Consider the following 20,576-nt stretch of genomic DNA (forward strand, 5'->3'; position numbering starts at 1 on the left):
CCACCCTTATCGGTAATGCACTTGGCGCGATACCCATGACGTTGGTGATGCAAAATACAGCCTATTCGCTCAGCGCTATTAGCTGGTTTAGTGTGCTGTATTTATTGATTATGGTGAGGTGGTGGCATTATAAAAGTTTAGATACGACCCACGCAGATACGGAAACGATATTTCATTACGGTAAGGTCCAAGTGCTATTGGCATGTCTGTCTGGTTGCGTATGGGGGAGTGCGGGTATCTTATTCTTTGATGCAGCACAAATTTCTAATATCGCCTTTGTCATTTTGACATTAGTTTGCATGCTGGCAGGCAGCTTGGCTTCGCTCTCGGCCAGACCCATAGCCTATGCCGCGTTTGCATTACCCGTCATGTTACCCCTCAGTTTGATTATGCTGTTTCAGGATGAGCGTTTTTATAACTGGATGGGATTTGGTGCTATTGTTTATTTGGCCGCCACATTTGCTTTTTGTCTGAACCTTTACAAAGTCATTATCCAGTCATTGAAATTACAATATGAGAATCTGGATCTTATTAAAGATTTACAAGAACAAAAAGAAGTCGCTGATAAAGCCAATCGTGATAAATCCCGTTTTTTAGCTTCCGCCAGTCATGATCTTCGTCAGCCTTTACACGCGGTTAATTTATTTACAGAGCTTCTCAGCCAGAAACTGACATCACCATCTCAACAACAAGATATAGGGAATATTCAACAGGGCCTTCAATCGCTAAATGAGCTATTGGACGTATTATTGGACATGTCTCGTTTAGATGCCGATATCGTTCATGCCAATAGAGTCAGCTTCGATATCAGTAGCTTGTTAGAAAAAATAGAGCCGCCGTTTCAGCATGATGCAAGCAGATACCAGCTCAGTCTTAATATTGAGAAAACGCCTTACACGGTATTTAGTGACCCACTGCTGCTGGAACGGGTCATCACCAATCTTCTGGTGAATGCCATACGTTATACAAAGCAGGGAGGAGTGGAAGTATTCATTTCTGAAAAAGATAAAACGCATATCCAGTTACATATTGCTGACACGGGCATTGGCATTCCCAAATCATCGCTTAATGATATTTTTGATGAGTTTGTTCAACTGCATAATCCAGAAAGAAATCGGCAAAAGGGCTTAGGTCTGGGCCTGGCGATAGTACGGAGAATTATGAACCTGCTTGAACACCCAATCCAGATACATTCGCAGGTTAACAAAGGTACGGAAGTTATTTTATGTCTGCCTTTGAGTAATGAACAAAATAACGCTGAAGGTTCAACAACACCTAAATTATCATCACGTCAAAATAAACTAGAAAATCTTAACGTCATGATTGTGGATAATGAGGTCAGTATTGTTGAGGCGATGACCGCGCTACTCAATAGCTGGGGATGTGATTGTCGTGCTTTTACATCGACGGCAACGGCGATTGAAGCCATTAAAGATGGTGAAAAACCCGATTTTCTGCTGGTCGATTACCGAATGCCTGGTGATTACAACGGTTGCGCTTTTGTTTCTTATATTGAATCTATTATAGGAAAAACATCCGCCATTATTATCACCGGCGATACCAGTGAGGCGGTGATTAATGAGATTAAACACCATGGCTTTTTACGACTACAGAAACCTATCAAACCGGTTCAGTTACGCTTATTAATGGAAAAGATACTCCAGCGTTAAAGCCATTTTTTGAGTATATCTAACAGGGTATCAGGCATAATCGGTTTCGTTATATAGTCAGACATGCCGGCGGCAAGACACTTTTCTCTCACACCTTCCATCACATCAGCGGTTAGAGCGATCACCGGAATAGATAGATTTAAATTACCGGCATGACCATCACGTAAGTGTTGTGTAGCAGTAAAACCATCCATAATCGGCATCATGCAATCCATAAATATCATGTCATATTGTTTGTCTCTGAGTCTCATCAGAGCTGCTTCGCCATTTTCTGCAATATCGACATTAATGCCATATTTTGCCAGCATACCACTTGCTACCATCTGATTAATGTCATCATCTTCAACCAATAGCACCTCAGCAGAAAATTGCGATTGGCTGACACCAATTTGATGAACAGTCGCATCTTGTTCAGTTTGCTGATTAAGTTGTTCGGTTAATAATCGGGTTGCATTAAACAGTTCAGAAGCCGATACCGGTTTGATGACTGTCTCATCTGACAATTCGGCTAATATTGAGCGACTAAAATCATCTGCTAATGATGACAGCAAGACAATTCGGATATTTTTTGCTTTTAGCTGTTTGAGTTTTCTCTCATTGATTTGATTAAGCATCACGCTATCAACTAATAAAACCAAATCAGCGTCTTCTTCTCGCACTTTTGTTTCAATCACCAGTAAGTTTGATGTGACTTGTAATTCACTTCCCCATTTAGAAAATAAGCTTTGTAGATACAACCCCATCTTGTCATTATTGGTATAAGCAAAAAACAGTGTGTCTGGGGTGGAAAGTTTTCGAGCTGTAGGCCGCTGTTCCATTTTTACGTCAATAGTGAAGTAGAAGGTTGTACCTTTACCAACGGTAGAGTCAACCTCAAGCTGCCCCCCCATCATTTTGACGAGTTCAGAACTAATGGCGAGACCAAGTCCAGTGCCGCCCGCTTTTCTGGTTAATGCTGAATCGACCTGACTAAAGCGTTCAAATAAGCTTGTTAATTCAGATTCAGAAATACCTATGCCCGTATCTGTCACCGCGAAATAAATACTGAGTTCATCCTCATTTATCGCTTTTATGGTGACAGTGAGCTCTACCGAGCCACTTTCAGTAAACTTGATAGCGTTAGACAGCAGGTTGAGTAATACCTGTCTCAGACGAATTGAATCAGCAATGATCTGCACGTTTTCAATGGCATTAGCAGGGCATAATAATTGAAGCCCTTTGGTATGAGCATTCGGTTCAACCACTTTACCAACATCGGAAATCAGTTTTTCTAATCGAAAAGGGGTTTGTTCAATCGATAACTTGCCAGATTCGATTTTAGAATAATCAAGAATGTCATTGATAATTCTCATTAAAGACTCTGCGCTCGATTTTATATTTTGAGCAAATTGTTGTTGATTTTCGCTTAACTTTGTATCGTTGAGCAGATTAATCATGCCCAAAATACCATTCATTGGGGTTCTGATTTCATGACTCATATTGGCCAGAAAGGCACTTTTTGCATCAGCTGCTAAATTAGCCTGTTTAGCTGATAACTCTAGTTCAACCTCTCGCAAGCTCAATGTTTCTGCTAATTCCTTTGTTTCTTTCAGTAAGCGTTTAGTCTCGTCAGCACTTTGTTTAAACAAGTTAGCTGAGCGAGCGAGTGTCCCTATCTCATCCTGGCGATCTATTCCGGGAATAGCGGGTGTTTGGCGGCCATGGCTTATATCATCAAATGTAGAACTGATAGCAGAGATAGGAGCGGTAATAGCACGACTGACTCTGCCCGAAATCAGCAGAGCGATAACCATTAATAAAAAAGATCCAATAAAAGCGATGAGTTCATAAAGTCTAAGGTTCTGGTTAGTATTCTCATACAGTGCCATTTGTTTATTAATGGAATAGTCTTTTAACTGGACTGATAAGTTTTTTAATTCTGAGGCTTCTCCGGCAATGACAACATTGACCAGAAAAATAAAATTACGATCCGCCTGAATGGTTCGAAAGAAAGTGTTTTTAATTGTGTCGAGTTGTATAAGAAGGTTGCTAATTAACTTTTTCTCTTTTTCCACCGTCGTTTTAAGGTCAGCGTAAAGCGCCATATCGGTTCGTACGAGATTGAATTTCTCAATAAAGTTCAAACGGCGGCTGTTAGCGCGATTCTGAAAATACTGCATCATCTGATTTTGAGACATAGCGATAGATGAGTGTATTTCATACAGCGGAACAACTTCCGGTGTGTTTTTATGTCGTTTTATCATGGTGTCTAACATTTCATACACTTTATTAAAGCTCTGATCTAACTGTGTATGTAATTGTTTCAACACCATTCGTTCATCATTCAATTTAGCAGTTTGTTCAGATAGTTTTTGCAGGGATGCTAGAAATTTAGGGTAAATTTTTGCAGCTTCCTGACTGGATTCGGGTGACTTTGACAGTGCAAGAATGCTTGTTTTTAAACTTGTAAGAAGTAGTTGAATATCTTTTATCGAAGATTGACTATCAGTGATGCGAAACACCAGGATTTTTCGATTAAGTTCAATGATATCTGCTTCCACTTCAGACATCAGACGAGTTTGAGCTATTGACTTTGTGTAATCACTAAATAATTTTTCGACGTTGGTGAGTGAAAATAAATTCACAATAACAATAAACAACGAAATCAGTGTAAGACTGGCAAACCCGATAAAGACACGCTTACGTATCGATAGCTGACTCATCAGAGTGACTTTATGCCATTTATTCATGCCAGCAAAAACTCGTACCATTTTTGTAAAGAATAATCATAGTTTGGCATAACCGTATTCCAAATGGCGATATGACTAAGTCGTTTGGTGTAAGAACCACCGGTGCGCATATCACCTGCTTGCACTGAAATACGACCATCAGTACCTTTAAGTGGTGCGGTAGTTTCTTTACCATCGTACCAGTAGCCCCATTCATTTTCACTTAACAACGGTCTGGAGCGTTCTGGGGTCGATATGTAATATCCCTGGCGGGCAATAAAAGCGCCAGCCCAACCACTCAGCCACCAATTCATATAGTCATAAGCGGCATCTTTTACATGCCCCTGACATTCGCTGGATAAACACATTACCCCATGCCAGGCACGATAACCTTCTCTGGGGGCAGCGTAGGTGACGGGAATACCTTGACCATTTAAAGCTGAAACCGCTGGGGAAAACATACTTTCCAGAGATACTCTTCCCTGACTCATATAATCAATAGACTGGGGAACAGAGTTCCAGAAACCCGCAAAATGATGGCGCTTTTTATAATCGATCAGAATAGAAAATAAGGTATTGAGCTCATCTTGACTCATGTCACTCATATCGTTGAATTGAATCAATCCTTTGCTCTGAGCGGCAAGCGCTAAATCAAAGATACCAATGGTCGGCGAGTTAACAACAGCAACCTTTCCCTGATATTGTTCATCCAGTAACCAGGACCAGCTTTCCGTTTCATAAGGAATACCTTTTTTTACTTTATTGGTGTTATAGCCAAATGAATCCACGTTATGTACATAGGGTAAAAAACTAATTTTGCCTGTAAAATCTGTTCCTAAACTGTCGTCGTCTTGCACATTCAAAATTTTATGTGGCGCATCACCAAGACCAATTTGTGCCTCTGGTGAAACCTTTCCTGTTTTAGCAAGTGCATTGATTTCATTCCAGTAATTCAATCTTTCAGTGTCGATGGGTTGAATAGCTGAGGCCTGCCAGAGTTGGCGTATGCTGTCTGTCCATTGTTCGTAGATGTCAAATGAGCCGGGCTGCGTGGTTGCTTTTTGGATGAGCTCAGCTTCACCGCCCGGTTGAAACACAATATTGATACCTAAATCGGCCATTGCTTTCTGGCGAATTTCTTCCTGAAGTGTGACGTGTGTTCCCATTACTCGAAGGGTAGGAGTCGTTTTGGCAAAAACAAAAGGGGCCTTAGTGGATAGGGCTGACAATCCAGTGAGTAATGCAGATTTTTTTATAAAGGAGCGTCTGTCATCTGAGATGGTTTCATTTATCTGAGAAGACGGTGCAGTTCTGTTACTCATTTTGATATCCCTTATATATCGCTTATTAATAGCTGCCATATTTTTTATGGTATCGACATCAGTCTTGCTTAATTGAGCAATTAAACATTTTTTATCAACAATCGTATACCAAATAACAAAAAGTTAAGCCAAAGACTTGATCAGGATGTAATAGCAGTAGAAACTGAGCGCTACAGCCATATTTATGGATAAAAAAATGCAAGTATTAGTCGTGGATGATAATGAAATTGACTGTCTTACCACGGGCAGTTTTGTAGAAAAAGCGAATATGAATCTACTTGTAGCGAATGATCCATATAGTGCACTAGAGATAATTGCTAACCAAGAAATAACGCCAGAAATTATTGTCGTTGACTGGATTATGCCCAAAATGAATGGGCTTGAACTCTGTCAAAAAATCAGAGAGCTTAAATTCACTATTACACCTTATATCATCATGGTCACCTCAAATTCACTGGGAGAGAACGAGCAAAATGCACTTGATGTAGGTGCGGATGACTTTATCGAAAAACCCATTCATGGTGCCATTTTTATCTCTCGTCTACGCGTCGGCGCTCGCATTATTAATCTGCAAAAAAAGTTGTTATCACTGGCGCATACTGATGAACTGACCGGATTGTTGAATAGACGTGCTGCTATTGATGCCTGTAAAACCCATCTATCCCGACTGGCACGCACTGAAGTACCGCTTAGCCATTGTCTTATTATTTCTGATATTGATTTTTTTAAAAAAATTAATGATACATACGGTCATGAGATGGGAGATCGGGTCTTAGTCGATGTGTCTAAACGTTTGCGAAACAGTCTCCGACCTTTTGAAACGGTCGCTCGATTTGGAGGGGAAGAATTTTTACTCTACTGTGAAGCAAATGAAAAAGAAATAAAACTGATTCTGGAAAGAATGCGAAAGGCCATCTGTACAGATCCCTATACTCTTAACGATGTATCACTGAATCTAACTATGAGTTTCGGTTGCGTTGTAATTAAGCAGAATGATACTCATCACGATATCAATGAATTTATTAAGACAGCTGATAGTTTGTTATACGAAGTAAAAAATGCGGGTAGAGATAATTTTAAAGTTGCTACTTTTGCATCAATGAAAAATGACTAAATATGAGTGAGTAAAGCCTGACTAAATCTGTTGATAAGAGCTCGTTATATAACGAGAAAAAGGTACAACATGGACACCGATAGAAAAATTTTAATCGTTGATGATGATCCGATCATAATTGTGGAATTATCCTCGACTCTTAAGGATTTAGGAGATATTTATGTTGCCACCTCAGGCGAGAGTGCAATAGCCACAGCAAAAGATATTGTCCCGGATATTATTCTCCTAGATATTGGCTTGCCTGATATAGACGGTTTCAATGTTTTAACGGAGATTAGTAACAATGAACGCTTGAGACATATTAATGTGATTATCGTCACGGCCCATGGTGAGTTTGATAATCATCTCAAATCATTGTCCATTGGTGCCGTGGACTTCATCAGTAAACCAGTCAATAGACAGCTGCTGGAGAAGAAGATTTGTTCTATCCTCATCAATCGAACCCATATCACCAATACCGTTAAAATCAAGTCACAGACACAATTAGAACAACTCAATAATCAATTTATGAACCTGTTAAGTATGCTGACTGAGGCCGTCATCATTACAGATACACAGGGACAGATAAAGCTGGCAAATGACTACAGCAAATCCTTATTCGGTTATAAAGAATTAAGTGATAAAAACATCAATCTTATTATTCCCGCAGAGCAGCTTACACATCAGAATAGGGTGGATGAATTAACGGATCAAAAAGACTTCACACCCATTTTCAGACATATGGACTTGATAAAACACAATGGTCAAGTGATCGATGTTGAAGTAGGTATTTCATTACATAAAAATGAGATGGGCTATCTTTTTCTTTATGTGATACGCGATAGATTTGAAAAGAAATTAACACAAGCACGTTTATTGAAAGCGGCCCTTTATGATCCGTTAACCGGGGCCTACTCGAGAGAGGCACTCGAAGTAGACTTAGACAAAACTTATGGCAAAAAAAGCAATAAGGCGTGTTATGTAGGTTGTTTGCTTGATGTGGACAGGTTCAACGAACTCAATGCTGTCTATGGTCATAGTCACTGTAATAAGCTGCTGAGGGATATTACCAATGAGCTTAGGAAATTATTAGAAAAATTGCCATTGAGACTATACCGGGTCGGTGGTGACTTGTTTATTATAAAATCCATCCAGCCTATAGAAAAAGTCAATTATGCAGCGACGAAAGAGGCTATCCAGCATGCCTTTTCAATGTTGTTAAAGAATGTCAGTCAACAACTTGAGCATAAACTTTCAATCAGCGGCGTGATGTCTTTCTTCAGCACTGATATTTTAAAAAGTGGTGCAATGCTGCCTATGCTTGAAGATGCAATTAAAAACTGTAAATTGAAAGGCAACTCAGGTGAGTTAATATTTGTAGAAAACACCAATTATAGTCGTACGATAAAAGTGGCAGAACTGGCTCAGTCCATGTTGTCCGGACTAAATTACGATACATTGAGTGTTGTATTTCAGCCTAAAGTTAACGCCGCAAACGAAGTAGATTCAGCCGAAGCATTACTACGCTGGCATAGCACCAATCCATCGCCGTTGAATCTCTTAGACTTTATCGGTGTCGCTGAAAGTACCGGTGTTATTATAAATATCGGTTACTTTGTGCTTGATCAGGTCTGTGACATGCTCAATGCCATTCGACAAAGCCAACCCAACTTTGATAAAAAAATATCCGTCAATTTAAGTATTCGCCAACTTGCGGATCCAACTCTGGTCGATACGTTTAACGCAATATGTCAGCGCCATGCTGTTCCATGCAAACAAATTATTTTTGAAATTACCGAATCCGTAATGGCTGAAAACATCAAAGTCTTAACTACCGTGATTCATGACTTAAAAACAGCAGGCTTTGGCATTGCTATTGATGACTTTGGTACCGGACAATCCAATCTTAGCTATATCAGTCAATTACATCTTGATGAGTTAAAAATTGATAAATCCTTTATTGATCAAATCACTAGTGAAGACGGTCAATACCCCATTGTTGATACCGTGATTAATATGGCGAAGGCAATGAAATTAACGGTAGTCGCTGAGGGAGTTGAAAGTCTGTCTCAAGCTAACTATTTACGAGCCAAGTCCTGTGATTTGATACAGGGATATTATTTCTACAAACCCATGCCACGTGATGAGTGGTTGAAATTAGTGACAGATGGCAGCTGAAGCCTCTGATTCTCTTTTATGCCCGTTATGTGGTGGCCCTAATGCATGTGGCAATATATCAGCGGCTGACAATCCGGCTGATTGTTGGTGTCATCAGCCGGACAGGGTATTTAGCCAGAATCTGTTAGATAGTGTGCCCGCTAAGTACAGAGGTAAAGCCTGCATTTGTCAGCAGTGTGTTGCAAAGCAAGCAGTAGAACCATACAGCGCCTGAAACTATCCATTCAGATTACTTAAATAAAATAAAAAGAAGAGGGCGGAGTTTCCGACGTTCTACATATACTAGGGCTGCTGAGCTTTTACCTGCCAGCCACCACCTAACGCTTTGTAAATAGCCACTAAATTAAGACCTGATGTAATTTCGCTGTTTGCCAGCGTATCTTCAGCTTCGAGCAGTGTACGCTCAGCATCCAACACATCAAGAAAATTATCATAGCCACTATCAAAACGATTTCTGGCCATGGTGGCAGATTGCTTCGCCGAAGCAGCCGCTTGTTGCAGTTCGGCACGTCGTTGTTCTTCATTTGAGAAGTCACTCATGGCGGATTGAATTTCTTCAAGCGCGGATAACACTGTTTTTTCATATCGTGCCAAGGCTGCGTCCGTTTGGGCATCAGTCTGGTCGACATATGCTTTAAGACGATCGCGATCAAAGACTTGCCAACTGATTGATGGACCAATTGAACCCGCGAGGGCTGATGTACCAAAGCTACTTAGGTTTGTCGAAATGAACCCGAGTGAGCCGAGAATACTTACCTTGGGAAATAAGTCCGCCACCCTTAGATTGTAATCAGCCACGCTGGCTGCCAATGAACGCTCTGCTGAACGAATATCCGGGCGTCTGTTTAGCAGTTGTTGAGCATCACCGACTGCCACGCTGAGTGGTAAAGATGGCAAGGCTTTGCTCTGAGACAAGTTGCTACGCAGAGCATCCGGCACTTGCCCGGTGAGAACCGACAGGCTGTTGATAGTTGAGTCTATCTGCGCTCTCAGCGGTGGAATAGTTGAACGAGTCAGACTTAATTGTGTTCTGGCCCGACTGACGTCCAGGGCGCTGGCGCCACCAGCATTGAGTATTTTTTCTGTTAATTCAAAGGTTTCTTTTTGGTTCTCAGCATTGCGCTGAGCAATATGCAGCCGATATTGAGCACCACGCAATACAAAGTACTGTCTGGCGACTTCTGCAGCGACACTGACATACATTTGTTGTAAATCAGCAGCGATAGCTTGTTCCTGAGCAAGCTGAGACTGAATACCGTAACTGACACGACCGAAAATATCTAATTCCCAACTGGCATCAAATCCGGTCTCATAAACATCCGCTGCTCGCGTTGTTGAGTTTTGTGCTTCTTCAGAATACAAATTCCGGCTGTAGCCAGCGTTTGCGTCAACAGTCGGGTATCTATCTGAGCCAACCGCTCTGGATAAAGCCCGAGCCGCTTGCAAGTTTGCCAGTGCGATACGTACATCAAGGTTATGTGATAAAGCCTCTTCAACCAATTGACTGAGTTGGGGATCCTGAAAGGAAGTCCACCAGTCAGCAATCGGTTGCTGTGCCGTAGCAAATTGGTAGCTCTCATCGCTCAGTTGGGTGCTTTCAACTGAACTATCCGCGGTGGGGGACTGATAATCACGAAATTGAGCACAGCCGCTAATGGACAGGCTGATTAATGTACAAAGCATCAATTTTTTCATGATGTTTCTCCTGTCGTTTTCTCAGGCTTAAAGTGAAGTGCGACCCGACGACAAATCACATAAAACACCGGCGTAAATATCAGGCCGAAGAAGGTTACCCCTAACATGCCCGAAAATACAGCGACACCTAATGCTTGTCGCATTTCAGCACCTGCACCTTGAGCAATGGCCATGGGTACAACCCCAAGAATGAAAGCAAATGAAGTCATCAGGATTGGACGCAGACGTAATCTGGCGGCTTCAACAGCCGCATCCCAGACAGACCGGCCTTGACGTTCCAATTCTCTGGCAAACTCGACAATCAAAATAGCATTCTTTGAGGCTAAACCAACCAGAACAACCAAGCCTATTTGCGTCAGAATATTGTTATCCATTTTTGCCAGATAAACACCGGTAATAGCGGATAACAAACACATCGGCACAATCAGGATGATAGAAAACGGCAATGCCCAACTTTCATACTGTGCTGCCAGTAATAAGAAGACAAATACCACGGCCAGCAGGAAAGCCAGGGCGGCTGTGTCACCGGTCGCTTTCTCCTGATAAGCTATTTCAGTCCACTCATAACCAATGCCATCAGGCAGAATTTTGGCGGCTAAATCTTCCATCGCATCAAGTGTTTGACCACTACTAAAGCCATCAGCACTACTGCCCATGACACCCGCTGCTGGATATAAGTTATAGCGTGGCACACGCGAAGGGCCAGACGTATCCCGTACTGTGGCAAAAGAGCCTAACGGCACCATATCACCATTGGTGCTTCTGACCCGGATTCTCAGCGCATCATCTACCGTTAAACGATCTTCTGCTTCAGCCTGAGCTGTTACTCTAAATGTTCTTCCTAAATAATTGAAATCATTAACATAGACAGAGCCAATAAACACTTCTAAAGCCTCAAATACGTCAGCGACGGGCACGTTAAGACGTTCGGCTTTATTACGATCAATATCCAGGTAGATTTGAGGATTATTGGTATTAAAGAACGAATACACCGCTGTGGTGGCAGGACTATCAGGACTATTCGCGGCGGCTGCCATATCGGTAGCGGCCTGCTCTAAAACTTTTAATCCACGACCACCACGGTCCTGCAGCATCATTTTGAAACCTCCCGCACTACCAATACCGGGTACAGGAGGACGCTCAAATACCGCTACCTTGGCTTCTTTGAAGCCAGCAGCAACAGCCCGCATATCACTGAGGATGGTTTGATATTTAATCCCTTTAGCAATACGATCTTCAAACGGCTCTAAAGGTGTAAATATGACGGCCGCATTCGATTGTATGGTTCTGGTCGCACCAGAAAAACCCGTAAAGCCAACCGCGTTTTTGACACCTGGCACTGACAACATTTGATCAGTAACAGCCTGAACCACTTTATCCGTGGCATTAAAGGAAGCGCCATCAGGCAGTGTAATGGCCACAATCAAAGAGCCTTGATCCTGCGTTGGAATAAAGCCAGTAGGTACGCGGTTAAATTGAAATGCGGTTAAGGTCATCAAGCCCGCATAAATCACTAACATAATGAGTCCCATACGGATGGTTTTACCAACAAACCAACCATAGCGAGCAGATAAACCTTCCATCCCCCGGTTGAAGCCATTAAAGAACGCTTTAACCGGTGAGCGATACCATTTAACCGGTTTTTCTGGCTTATCCTTATCATGAGACTTCATCAAAATCGCGGCTAAAGCCGGTGATAAGGTTAACGATACCGCCACAGAAATCATTGTCGCCACAGCGATGGTGATACCAAAGGCTTGATAAAATTCGCCTGAAATCCCTTCGAGGAACAGGGTAGGCAGGAACACCGCAACTAATACCAGCCCCATGGCAATTAATGCCGAGCCTACCTCATCCATGGTTTTAGGTGCTGACTCACGGGGAGAAAGACCATTTCGCAGGTTTCGTTCCATGTTTTCAACAATAACAATCGCATCATCCACCACGATACCGATGGCTAAGACCAGGCCGAATAACGTCAGGTTGTTTAACGAGAAACCAATGGCTGACATCACTGCAAAGGTACCAATAAGCGATACCGGGATAGCCACAATAGGGATAATCGCTGCACGCCAGGTTTGCAAGAAAACCAGAATGACAATCACCACCAGAAATACGGCTTCATAAACCGTCATTTTCACCGCATCTACCGATTGTTCGATAAAGTCAGTCGGGTTATAAGCAAACTCATAGGTCATACCTGGCGGGAAATCGGCCGCGATATCTTCCATTTCAGCTTTGATCTGATTGGCCGTTTCAATCGCATTGGTGCCCGGACGTTGGAATATAGGCAAGGCTACGGCTTGTTTACCACCTAAGTAACCTTTTGTGATGTATTCCTGTGCCGCTAATTCGATGCGAGCTACATCACGCAGCCGAACGATACGGCCATCATCACTGGCTTTGACAATAACTTCACCAAACTCTTCTGGGGTGGTTAATCGTCCTTGCGTCTGAATAATATATTCATAATAGTTCTGATCGGGTTGTGGAGCACGGTTTAAGGTACCGCTGGCAACCTGAACGTTTTGGCTGCGGATAGCCGATATCACATCACCCGCTGCAATATCATACGACTGAAGTAAGTCAGGTTTTAACCAGATACGCATCGCGTAATCTGATGCGCCATATACCGGTACTTCACCGACGCCATCAATACGACGAATACGGTCACGAATATTCAATACACCATAATTAGCGAGGTAGTTTTGATCGTAGGTACCGTCGGGAGAGGAGAGGTTGATAACGATCATCAGATCTGGCGAGTTCTTCTTGGTGGTGACACCTAAAGCACGGACACTCTGTGGTAATTTTGCTTCAGCAATCGCCACCCGGTTTTGTACTAAGACTTGCGCGGTATCCAGATCGGTTCCCAGCTCAAAGGTAACTGTCAGGGTCATCGAGCCATCGGCAGATGATTGAGAGTACATATAAAGCATGCCCTCAACCCCATTCACTTCTTGCTCAATCGGTGTGGCTACCGTTTCCGCCACGGTTTCGGCTGTTGCGCCAGGGTAAGTAGCGGAGACTTGTATGGTCGGTGGTGCTACTTGTGGGTATTGCTCAATCGGTAAACTCAGGTAAGCCATGTAGCCAATAATGACAACGATGATGGAGAGTACCGAAGCAAAAATAGGCCTATCAATAAAGAATTTTGGGAAATTCACAGTCGCTTATTCCTTATTAGTGTTTGTCGTGTTCGTTGTTTCATCAGAAGCTTGCTTGCCTAAAACATTGATAGGTTTCCACTCAAGCTCGACCACATTCGGTGTCACTTCCTGCCCACTGGCTTGTATACGTTGAATGCCATTCACCACCACTTTTTCATTACCGGTTAAACCTGTGCTGACCACAATCAGATCATTTTCAAGTAAATTACCGACAGTGACATACTGACGTTTGATGGCATTATTCTCATCAATGAGATAAACAAACTTTTTATCCTGATCCGTATTGATAGCATTTTCAGGTACCAATACGGCGTCGTAATTGGCACGGCCCAGCAAGCGAGCACGGCCAAACAGTCCGGGATAAATAATCCCTTCATCATTATTTACCGTCGCAGTCGCCTGGATAGTGCCTGTGGCACTATCGACCACATTGTCGACGAAGTGCATGGTGCCTTCGTGGTAGAACTTATCTTCGTCCATCAATTTGATATAGATAGGATTAGGGCTGGAATCACTACTTGGGCGTTGGCCTGCACGATCAAGACGGATGTATTTCAATAAATCGCCTTGTGAACCTTCGAAACGGAAGTGGATAGGATTGGTGCTAACGATACGGGTCAAAATGGTCTGGTTTTCTTCGACCATATTGCCAACATCAACATAGCTATCACTAATTTTACCGTCGATAGGAGAGGTCACTTCAGTAAAGCCTAACTGGAGCTTGGCATTGTTTAATGAGGCTTCGGTAATCTGAAGCTCCTGGAAACGTCTGTCGACTTCTTCTTGCGAAATTGCATTGGACTCACGTAATAGATGGGCACGATCCAATTCCTTTTTAGCGAGCTCATATTGAGCCTGAATTTGCCTTAACTCATAACGAAAAGGACGCGGGTCAATCACGTACAACACATCACCTTTTTTAACTTGCTGACCATCTTTAAACTTTTTCTCGATAAGGTAGCCAGTGACACGGGCCCGTAAATTGACGTTGCTAATGGCTTCAAAGCGACCTGTAAACTCATCCCAATCCGTCAGTTTGTGTTGAAGCGGAATGGCAACATCGACTTCAGCAGGCTTGGCTTGCTGTTGTGGTGCCTGACTCTCTGGCTCAGAGCAGGCAACCAGCATCAGGGAAAAAGCAGAAAGCAGTGTTAAAGGAATGGCTCGCATGATAAACATCTCTATATAAATAAATTCAATCAGGTTGTTTGCTTAAGCAACAAAAGGCGAATATATACACCTTGATGTGTAATTTTCATCAAGTCTAAGTGGCTATTGTTAGCCCTACATTAGGCTGATCTTAATGTTCACTTAATGTTATTAACCATAATAAGTGTGTAATTCTTAGGAATCATCTATGTATATTTTACTGGTTGAAGACAATGACATTGTCGGTGATGGCATTAAACAAGGTCTGGAAACGCTCGGTCACAGCACTGACTGGGTGACAGACGCTAATACCGCCAATCAGGCCATTCAACATGTCGATTACGATGTGGTGATTCTTGATCTATCACTGCCAGATTACGATGGTATGACATTACTCACCAACTGGCGTCAGAATAAGATATTGATTCCTGTGCTTATCCTCACGGCACGTGACGCCATACCAGACAGAGTGACTGGATTATCAGCCGGGGCGGATGACTACCTCACTAAACCTTTTGACTTTGATGAGTTGGTGGCTCGGCTGCAATCCATCACCCGTCGCATCGCTGGTCGGGCAGACAACGTTATCACCTTTGCCCATATCAGCTATAACCCCACTAAGGGGGAAGTTAAAGCTAACGGTCTGCCGGTGAAATTATCCAAAAGTGAATTGATTGTACTGGAAGCCTTAATGCACCAACCAGGTAAAGTTGTTAATACAGACCAACTTCAGGACAGACTTTATGGCTGGGCTGAAGGTGTGGCAAGTAATGCCGTCGCCGTGCATATACACAATCTGCGTAAGAAACTCGGTACCGATCTGATATGTACTGAACGTCGCTTAGGCTACTTTTTGGCCGTTGATAAATAATGAAAGGCAGCTTAAGAAATAAGTTATTAATCTCAGTACTGCTGGTCACGGGTATTTTATGTCTGGCTATCGGTCCGTTTATGTATCACACCATCAAAAGTGATGTGAAAGAGATTTTGGATGACCGCCTGGCTGCATCAGCAAAAATGCTGTCTCACATAGTGCACCAATATGATGTGAAAAATGAAAAACCATCATCGTCACTGACTAATGAACTCATACAACAGATTGAACAAAATAAAGATAATACTGAGGTTATTGTGTGTAATGTCACACGCATCGATGGTGAATTAATTATTAGCACAGAAGACGGTAATCAGGACGTGCTGACTTCTGTGAAAGATGGTTACAGCTTTATTCGTGACAATGGCACCATCTGGCGTGTATTCAAACTGACCGAACATGGTATTTCAGTCACCACTGCTGAGAAGCTGGATAAACGCCGTCAGCTCTTCAATATTGTATTAATTGGAGTACTTATTCCCTGGATTCTGGCTGTTCTGACCTTAATTATCTCCCTGTATTTTATTATCCAGCGTGTCTTTAAACCGATGACACAGCTACAGGATCATTTTGATAAACACACGGGTAACAGTTTAACGCCAATAGAAATTGAGGATGTGCCGAGTGAAGTTAAAGGTGTGATTGCCGGCTTTAACGCCTTACTCGCCAGAGTCAAAGCGGTGCTGGAGAGCGAGCGCCGTTTTACCGCAGATGCAGCTCATGAGCTGAGAACACCACTGGCGGGTATTACTACACAGCTTCAAGTGGCCATGCTCAAACAAGGTGAAACCGTTGATAACAATCTCAAGCAAGCGAACCTGGCCGTCAAACAGCTAACGGAATTGCTGGATCAGTTATTAATGCTGGCAAGACTGGATGCCGAGCAAATGGCGTCCATTACTGTCAGCAGTTCGGCGAGTGAGATTACCGCAAAAGCGCTAATGCCACTGCAGGATATGATTCAAGAAAATCAGATCCAGATTCACAAAATTATTCATAGTGAACAGGACTTGTTGCTACCACAGGAGTTAGTAGCGGTGGCGATTAGAAACGTGATCAAAAATGCCATTCAATTTTCTTCAGCGGAACAATCGGTGTCTATTCTGGTGACTGAGCAACCAGACTTTGTCACCTGGCAGATCACCGATGAAGCAGGGGGCATCAATCCCGACTTATTACCCAATGTGACCAACCGCTTTGTACATGACAAGAAAAAAGGTAATTTCGGTTTGGGATTAAGTATTACGAAAGCCGTCATTGATATCCTGAATGGTAAATTGACCATCAGTAATACAAAAGCAGGATTACGTGTCGATATTTCATTGCCATATTCCAGCCATGAGCTCAACTCAGAGCAAACACTCAACTAGCTATTTATGATGAATAACAGCTTAAAAGCAATGTGTATTTTGTTGGTTTCGGTGTTTTCACTAAGCGCCTGTACAACAAAAGATTGGCGAACAGCCAGCCGTGAATCAGCCGGTATTGCAGCCGATCCGGCGACACAGAAACAAGCCATTATTGAAGTCTATGCCGCGGATGCCTTTAGCTGGCGCGGCTGGTTTGCCGTGCATACCTGGATTGCCATAAAACCAGAAAATGCAGCAAGTTATACGGTCTATGAAGTGGTTGGCTGGCGTGTAAAGCGAGGTTTACCAGCATTACGGGAATATCAAACCACCACACCTGACACCTATTGGTATGGCGCCAGACCGGAAAAAATCTTATCTCTGCATGGGCAGAAAGCCGCCGAGCTGATCCCCAAAATCAAAACGGCGGTATCGCATTATCCTTGGGCTAATGACTACACTTTATTTCCCGGCCCTAACAGCAATACCTTCCCAGCCTGGGTGGGGTTACAAGTCAAAGAGCTGGGCTTAAAAATGCCATTTCGGGCTATCGGTAGTGGTTACGCAGATTAATCAGCCGTCTTTTTAGGTAATAGAGCTAAAAAGTTATCATGAGCAATGGCTTTAGCCACATCGGCGGGTAAGGCATCCAATACCGGATCAAAGCCATGCATAATTTTACCCAGGTTATCAAAGCTACCGACCACATCACTACCAATCACAAAGCGGCTTGGGTACTGTTCTAACAACGCCAGCCATTTAGCACGAGGCTGACCTTTTTCATTTAATAAATAGGGTTCAATCATCGTCCATGACAAATCAATGGTCAGATTATCGTATTTAGCTAATAGCTCTTGCAGAAGCGGTCGGATAAAGTCCAGCTCCTCCTGATGACGATGTAACTCTTTACTGGTGCCAGCATGGGCCCAGATAAACTTCACGTCAGGATTCTTTTTTAAAGCATCCTCTAACTCTTCTAAATACAAAGGGTTACGCTCACGTTTTGAGGTGATATTACTGTGCAATAACACCGGTAAATCATACTCAGCAGCCAACTTATAGACTTTCATCATCGCTTCACTATTGGCACGGGGTGCACTGCCGTGAATCAATGCCGTTAAATCATCATGGCGGGTAAAGACTTCGCCAATGCCTTGCCAAAAGCCGGGATTTAATTCTAAAGCACGACGTATATGATTCACCGAGTTTTTATCGTCGGGATTAAAACCAGACAAAAATGGAATAAAGCGTTTTTGTTGTTCGGGGTTGAGTGATTCTATGGCAGCGTGTAATTCAAAGTCGGTAGCGCTGTACCAATAAATAGCTGCGTCATCACCGGCATAATAACGGGGCTTTTTGGGTTCATTTTCATGCCATGTTTTCGCAACCGGAATCCCCATAATCACCGCTTGCGTAATATCACTTTCATCCATGGCCTTCAGTAAGGCCGGCATGCCATCTGTTTCCTGGAAAAAGTCGACGTAGTGTAAATGTGCGTCGATGTAATCACGAGCTGACACAAGCTGACTGGTCAGCAGTAAAGAAAAAGCGAGTCCTGTTTTTAACGTCATTGTTAAGTGTATTTTTATTATTAAAGGTATTCAGAGTGTCATTTCAGCCGAGAGTTCACATGGCTATTCAGGCAGGCATAATGCCATAGATATACTGATAAGTGTTTCCTGATAATAAGCCATGATAGGCTTACCCTGACGATAAAACATGGAGTATGACTGCTGTGCAGACCAATATTAAAAACTACTTAGCGGTAACAACGACTATTGCCAGTTCAGGCCAGCCTGCAGTCAATGAGTTTGAGCAAATTGCAGAGCAAGGTTATCAAGTCATTATCAATCTGGCGATGCCCGATTCCAGTTCAGCTATTGCAGATGAAGGCCATATTGTCACCAGCTTAGGCATGACCTATGTTCATATCCCCGTACCCTTTGATGCCCCTAAACAGAGCCATTTAATCCAATTCTTTAATGTCATGGCCGGACTTTCGGATAGAAAAATCTGGGTTCACTGTGCGTTGAACTACCGGGCATCCGCATTTTTGTATCTTTATCTGCGTATCATTGAACAACTTCCTGAGCATGAAGCCAAGCAAGCAATGCTGCCATCGTGGCAACCCAATGAAACCTGGTCTACGTTTATCACTCAATCTGAAACAATGCTGTTAGAAGCGGTAAAATAGCCCCGGGCTGATACACCGACCCGGAGCCCTGTCATGGTTTACAAGTTTAAATCACTCAAACTCGGGTGGTCATCTGGTCTTCTGCCTAATGCCCAGTGAAATAAACGGTCGGATTCTTTAATAGGCAAATCATTAATGCAGGCAAAACGACGCTGCATTAAGCCTTGCTCATTAAATTCCCAGTTTTCATTACCATATGAGCGAAACCAGTTACCGCTGTCATCATGCCATTCATAAGCAAAGCGCACAGCAATACGGTTTTGTTCAAACGCCCACAGTTCTTTTATTAAGCGATAGTCGAGTTCTCTTGACCATTTTTTCTGCAAAAACGCTCTGACTTGTTCGCGGCCACGTGGAAATTCAGCACGGTTACGCCAAATCGTATCTTCGGTATAAACCTGTGCAACACGATCTGGGTCGCGACTATTCCAGGCATCTTCAGCCATGCGGACTTTCTGTGTCGCCGAGGCTTCATCAAATGGCGGAAGAGGGGGCTTAATGTCAGTTGTCATAGTGTTTGTTCTCCAATATTAGATTTGTAGGTTGATGCCTGGCATGGACACATAGTCTGGTAAAGACTCAAACCGTGCCAGCCAAGCACTGATATTCTGATAGTGACTGAGATTGACCTGGCCTTCATGAGCCAAGGCCAGATAAGGGTAAATAGCAATATCAGCAATGCTTAACTTGTCAGCGACTAGCCACTGTCTATTGGCTAAATGACGGTCAATGATGTTCAACAACTTCGTTGTAGTATCAGTGGCGTGTTTAACGTCGATAGGTCGGCCCATTTTATGGTGCAGACGTAATCTGGCCGGACCATTTTGTAGCTCATTCGCGGCTGTAGATAACCAGCTTGTGATCTCGGCTAATAGAATAGGATCCTCAGACCACCATTGTTCACCGCCATACTTTTTAGCCAGATAAACTAAAATCGCCTGACTATCACGAACCACCACACCTTGATCATTAATCACAGGTGCCTGCCCAAATGGATTTAATTTCAAAAAATCTTCACTTAACTGTTCAGTCGTCCCCAAATCTAAATCGTATATTTGATAGTCCAAGCCTAAAAAGCAAAGCATTAGCCTGACTTTATGGCAGTTACCCGATAATGGAATGTTATATAAAATCATAATCAAGACGCTCTTTTAAAGGCTAAATAAAATAGCCT

Annotated in this window: 16 protein-coding genes; 8 read left to right on the forward strand and 8 right to left on the reverse strand. The window is 42.9% G+C overall.

What is annotated here, in order from left to right; genetic code table 11:
• The first annotated feature begins 422 nt into the window (after positions 1–422).
• Positions 423–1,670 (forward strand): ATP-binding response regulator, encoded by a 1,248-nt coding sequence (locus tag QQL60_RS05550; RefSeq protein WP_379008253.1) that lies wholly within the window; start codon positions 423–425, stop codon positions 1,668–1,670.
• On the opposite strand, the gene QQL60_RS05555 is transcribed toward QQL60_RS05550, so the two are convergent.
• Positions 1,667–4,399, reverse strand: coding sequence for an ATP-binding protein (locus tag QQL60_RS05555; protein WP_284722687.1), 2,733 nt, complete (start codon positions 4,397–4,399; stop codon positions 1,667–1,669). The genes QQL60_RS05550 and QQL60_RS05555 overlap by 4 nt on opposite strands.
• A complete protein-coding gene (locus QQL60_RS05560) occupies positions 4,396–5,700 on the reverse strand; it encodes an ABC transporter substrate-binding protein (protein ID WP_007145083.1) in 1,305 nt (434 codons plus the stop codon). The genes QQL60_RS05555 and QQL60_RS05560 overlap by 4 nt, the downstream gene beginning before the upstream one ends.
• 196 nt (positions 5,701–5,896) lie before the next feature.
• Here QQL60_RS05560 and QQL60_RS05565 point away from each other — a divergent pair, with 196 nt between their 5' ends.
• The 3 genes from QQL60_RS05565 (at position 5,897) to QQL60_RS05575 (ending at position 9,185) form a co-directional block, all read left to right on the forward strand.
• Entirely contained in the window at positions 5,897–6,814 is a 918-nt protein-coding gene (locus tag QQL60_RS05565) for a GGDEF domain-containing response regulator (RefSeq protein WP_007145082.1), read from the forward strand.
• 69 nt (positions 6,815–6,883) lie between these two features.
• Positions 6,884–8,971: a two-component system response regulator gene (locus QQL60_RS05570; RefSeq protein ID WP_284722688.1), complete on the forward strand. Its 2,088-nt coding sequence runs from the start codon at positions 6,884–6,886 to the stop codon at positions 8,969–8,971.
• The gene (locus tag QQL60_RS05575) at positions 8,961–9,185 is read left to right on the forward strand and encodes a cysteine-rich CWC family protein (protein WP_007145080.1); all 225 of its coding nucleotides are present in this window, start codon (positions 8,961–8,963) and stop codon (positions 9,183–9,185) included. The genes QQL60_RS05570 and QQL60_RS05575 overlap by 11 nt, the downstream gene beginning before the upstream one ends.
• A 68-nt stretch (positions 9,186–9,253) precedes the next feature.
• Here the strand turns inward: QQL60_RS05575 and QQL60_RS05580 are convergent, their stop codons facing one another.
• From QQL60_RS05580 to QQL60_RS05590, 3 genes are read right to left on the reverse strand one after another with little or no spacing between them, the layout of a single operon-like run.
• The gene (locus QQL60_RS05580) at positions 9,254–10,666 is read right to left on the reverse strand and encodes an efflux transporter outer membrane subunit (protein WP_284722689.1); all 1,413 of its coding nucleotides are present in this window, start codon (positions 10,664–10,666) and stop codon (positions 9,254–9,256) included.
• Positions 10,663–13,833 (reverse strand): efflux RND transporter permease subunit, encoded by a 3,171-nt coding sequence (locus QQL60_RS05585; protein ID WP_284722690.1) that lies wholly within the window; start codon positions 13,831–13,833, stop codon positions 10,663–10,665. Before QQL60_RS05585 ends, QQL60_RS05580 begins: the two co-directional genes overlap by 4 nt.
• Before the next feature lie 6 nt (positions 13,834–13,839).
• A complete protein-coding gene (locus QQL60_RS05590; protein ID WP_007145077.1) occupies positions 13,840–15,006 on the reverse strand; it encodes an efflux RND transporter periplasmic adaptor subunit in 1,167 nt (388 codons plus the stop codon).
• A gap of 187 nt (positions 15,007–15,193) precedes the next feature.
• Between QQL60_RS05590 and QQL60_RS05595 the strand changes: the two genes are divergently transcribed.
• From QQL60_RS05595 to QQL60_RS05605, 3 genes are read left to right on the forward strand one after another with little or no spacing between them, the layout of a single operon-like run.
• Positions 15,194–15,856, forward strand: coding sequence for a response regulator (locus QQL60_RS05595; protein WP_007145076.1), 663 nt, complete (start codon positions 15,194–15,196; stop codon positions 15,854–15,856).
• Positions 15,856–17,229, forward strand: a complete 1,374-nt coding sequence (locus QQL60_RS05600) for an ATP-binding protein (RefSeq protein WP_284722691.1) — start codon at positions 15,856–15,858, stop codon at positions 17,227–17,229. The genes QQL60_RS05595 and QQL60_RS05600 overlap by 1 nt, the downstream gene beginning before the upstream one ends.
• Before the next feature lie 6 nt (positions 17,230–17,235).
• Positions 17,236–17,781 (forward strand): DUF3750 domain-containing protein, encoded by a 546-nt coding sequence (locus QQL60_RS05605; protein WP_284722692.1) that lies wholly within the window; start codon positions 17,236–17,238, stop codon positions 17,779–17,781.
• Here QQL60_RS05605 and QQL60_RS05610 read toward each other — a convergent pair.
• Positions 17,778–18,779, reverse strand: a complete 1,002-nt coding sequence (locus QQL60_RS05610; protein WP_284722693.1) for an amidohydrolase family protein — start codon at positions 18,777–18,779, stop codon at positions 17,778–17,780. The genes QQL60_RS05605 and QQL60_RS05610 overlap by 4 nt on opposite strands.
• Before the next feature lie 155 nt (positions 18,780–18,934).
• On the opposite strand from QQL60_RS05610, the gene QQL60_RS05615 reads away from it, so the two are divergent.
• Positions 18,935–19,402, forward strand: coding sequence for a protein tyrosine phosphatase family protein (locus QQL60_RS05615; protein ID WP_284722694.1), 468 nt, complete (start codon positions 18,935–18,937; stop codon positions 19,400–19,402).
• 38 nt (positions 19,403–19,440) lie between these two features.
• Here QQL60_RS05615 and QQL60_RS05620 read toward each other — a convergent pair whose 3' ends face one another.
• Together QQL60_RS05620 and QQL60_RS05625 are read right to left on the reverse strand one after the other, a co-directional pair.
• On the reverse strand, positions 19,441–19,914 hold the full coding sequence (locus QQL60_RS05620; RefSeq protein ID WP_284722695.1) for a nuclear transport factor 2 family protein: 474 nt from the start codon (positions 19,912–19,914) through the stop codon (positions 19,441–19,443).
• An 18-nt stretch (positions 19,915–19,932) separates the two neighbouring features.
• Positions 19,933–20,538, reverse strand: coding sequence for a glutathione S-transferase family protein (locus QQL60_RS05625; protein WP_284722696.1), 606 nt, complete (start codon positions 20,536–20,538; stop codon positions 19,933–19,935).
• Positions 20,539–20,576: the final 38 nt, after the last annotated feature.

The sequence above is a fragment of the Methylophaga thalassica genome (assembly GCF_030159795.1).
GTDB classification, from domain to species: Bacteria; Pseudomonadota; Gammaproteobacteria; order Nitrosococcales; family Methylophagaceae; genus Methylophaga; species Methylophaga thalassica.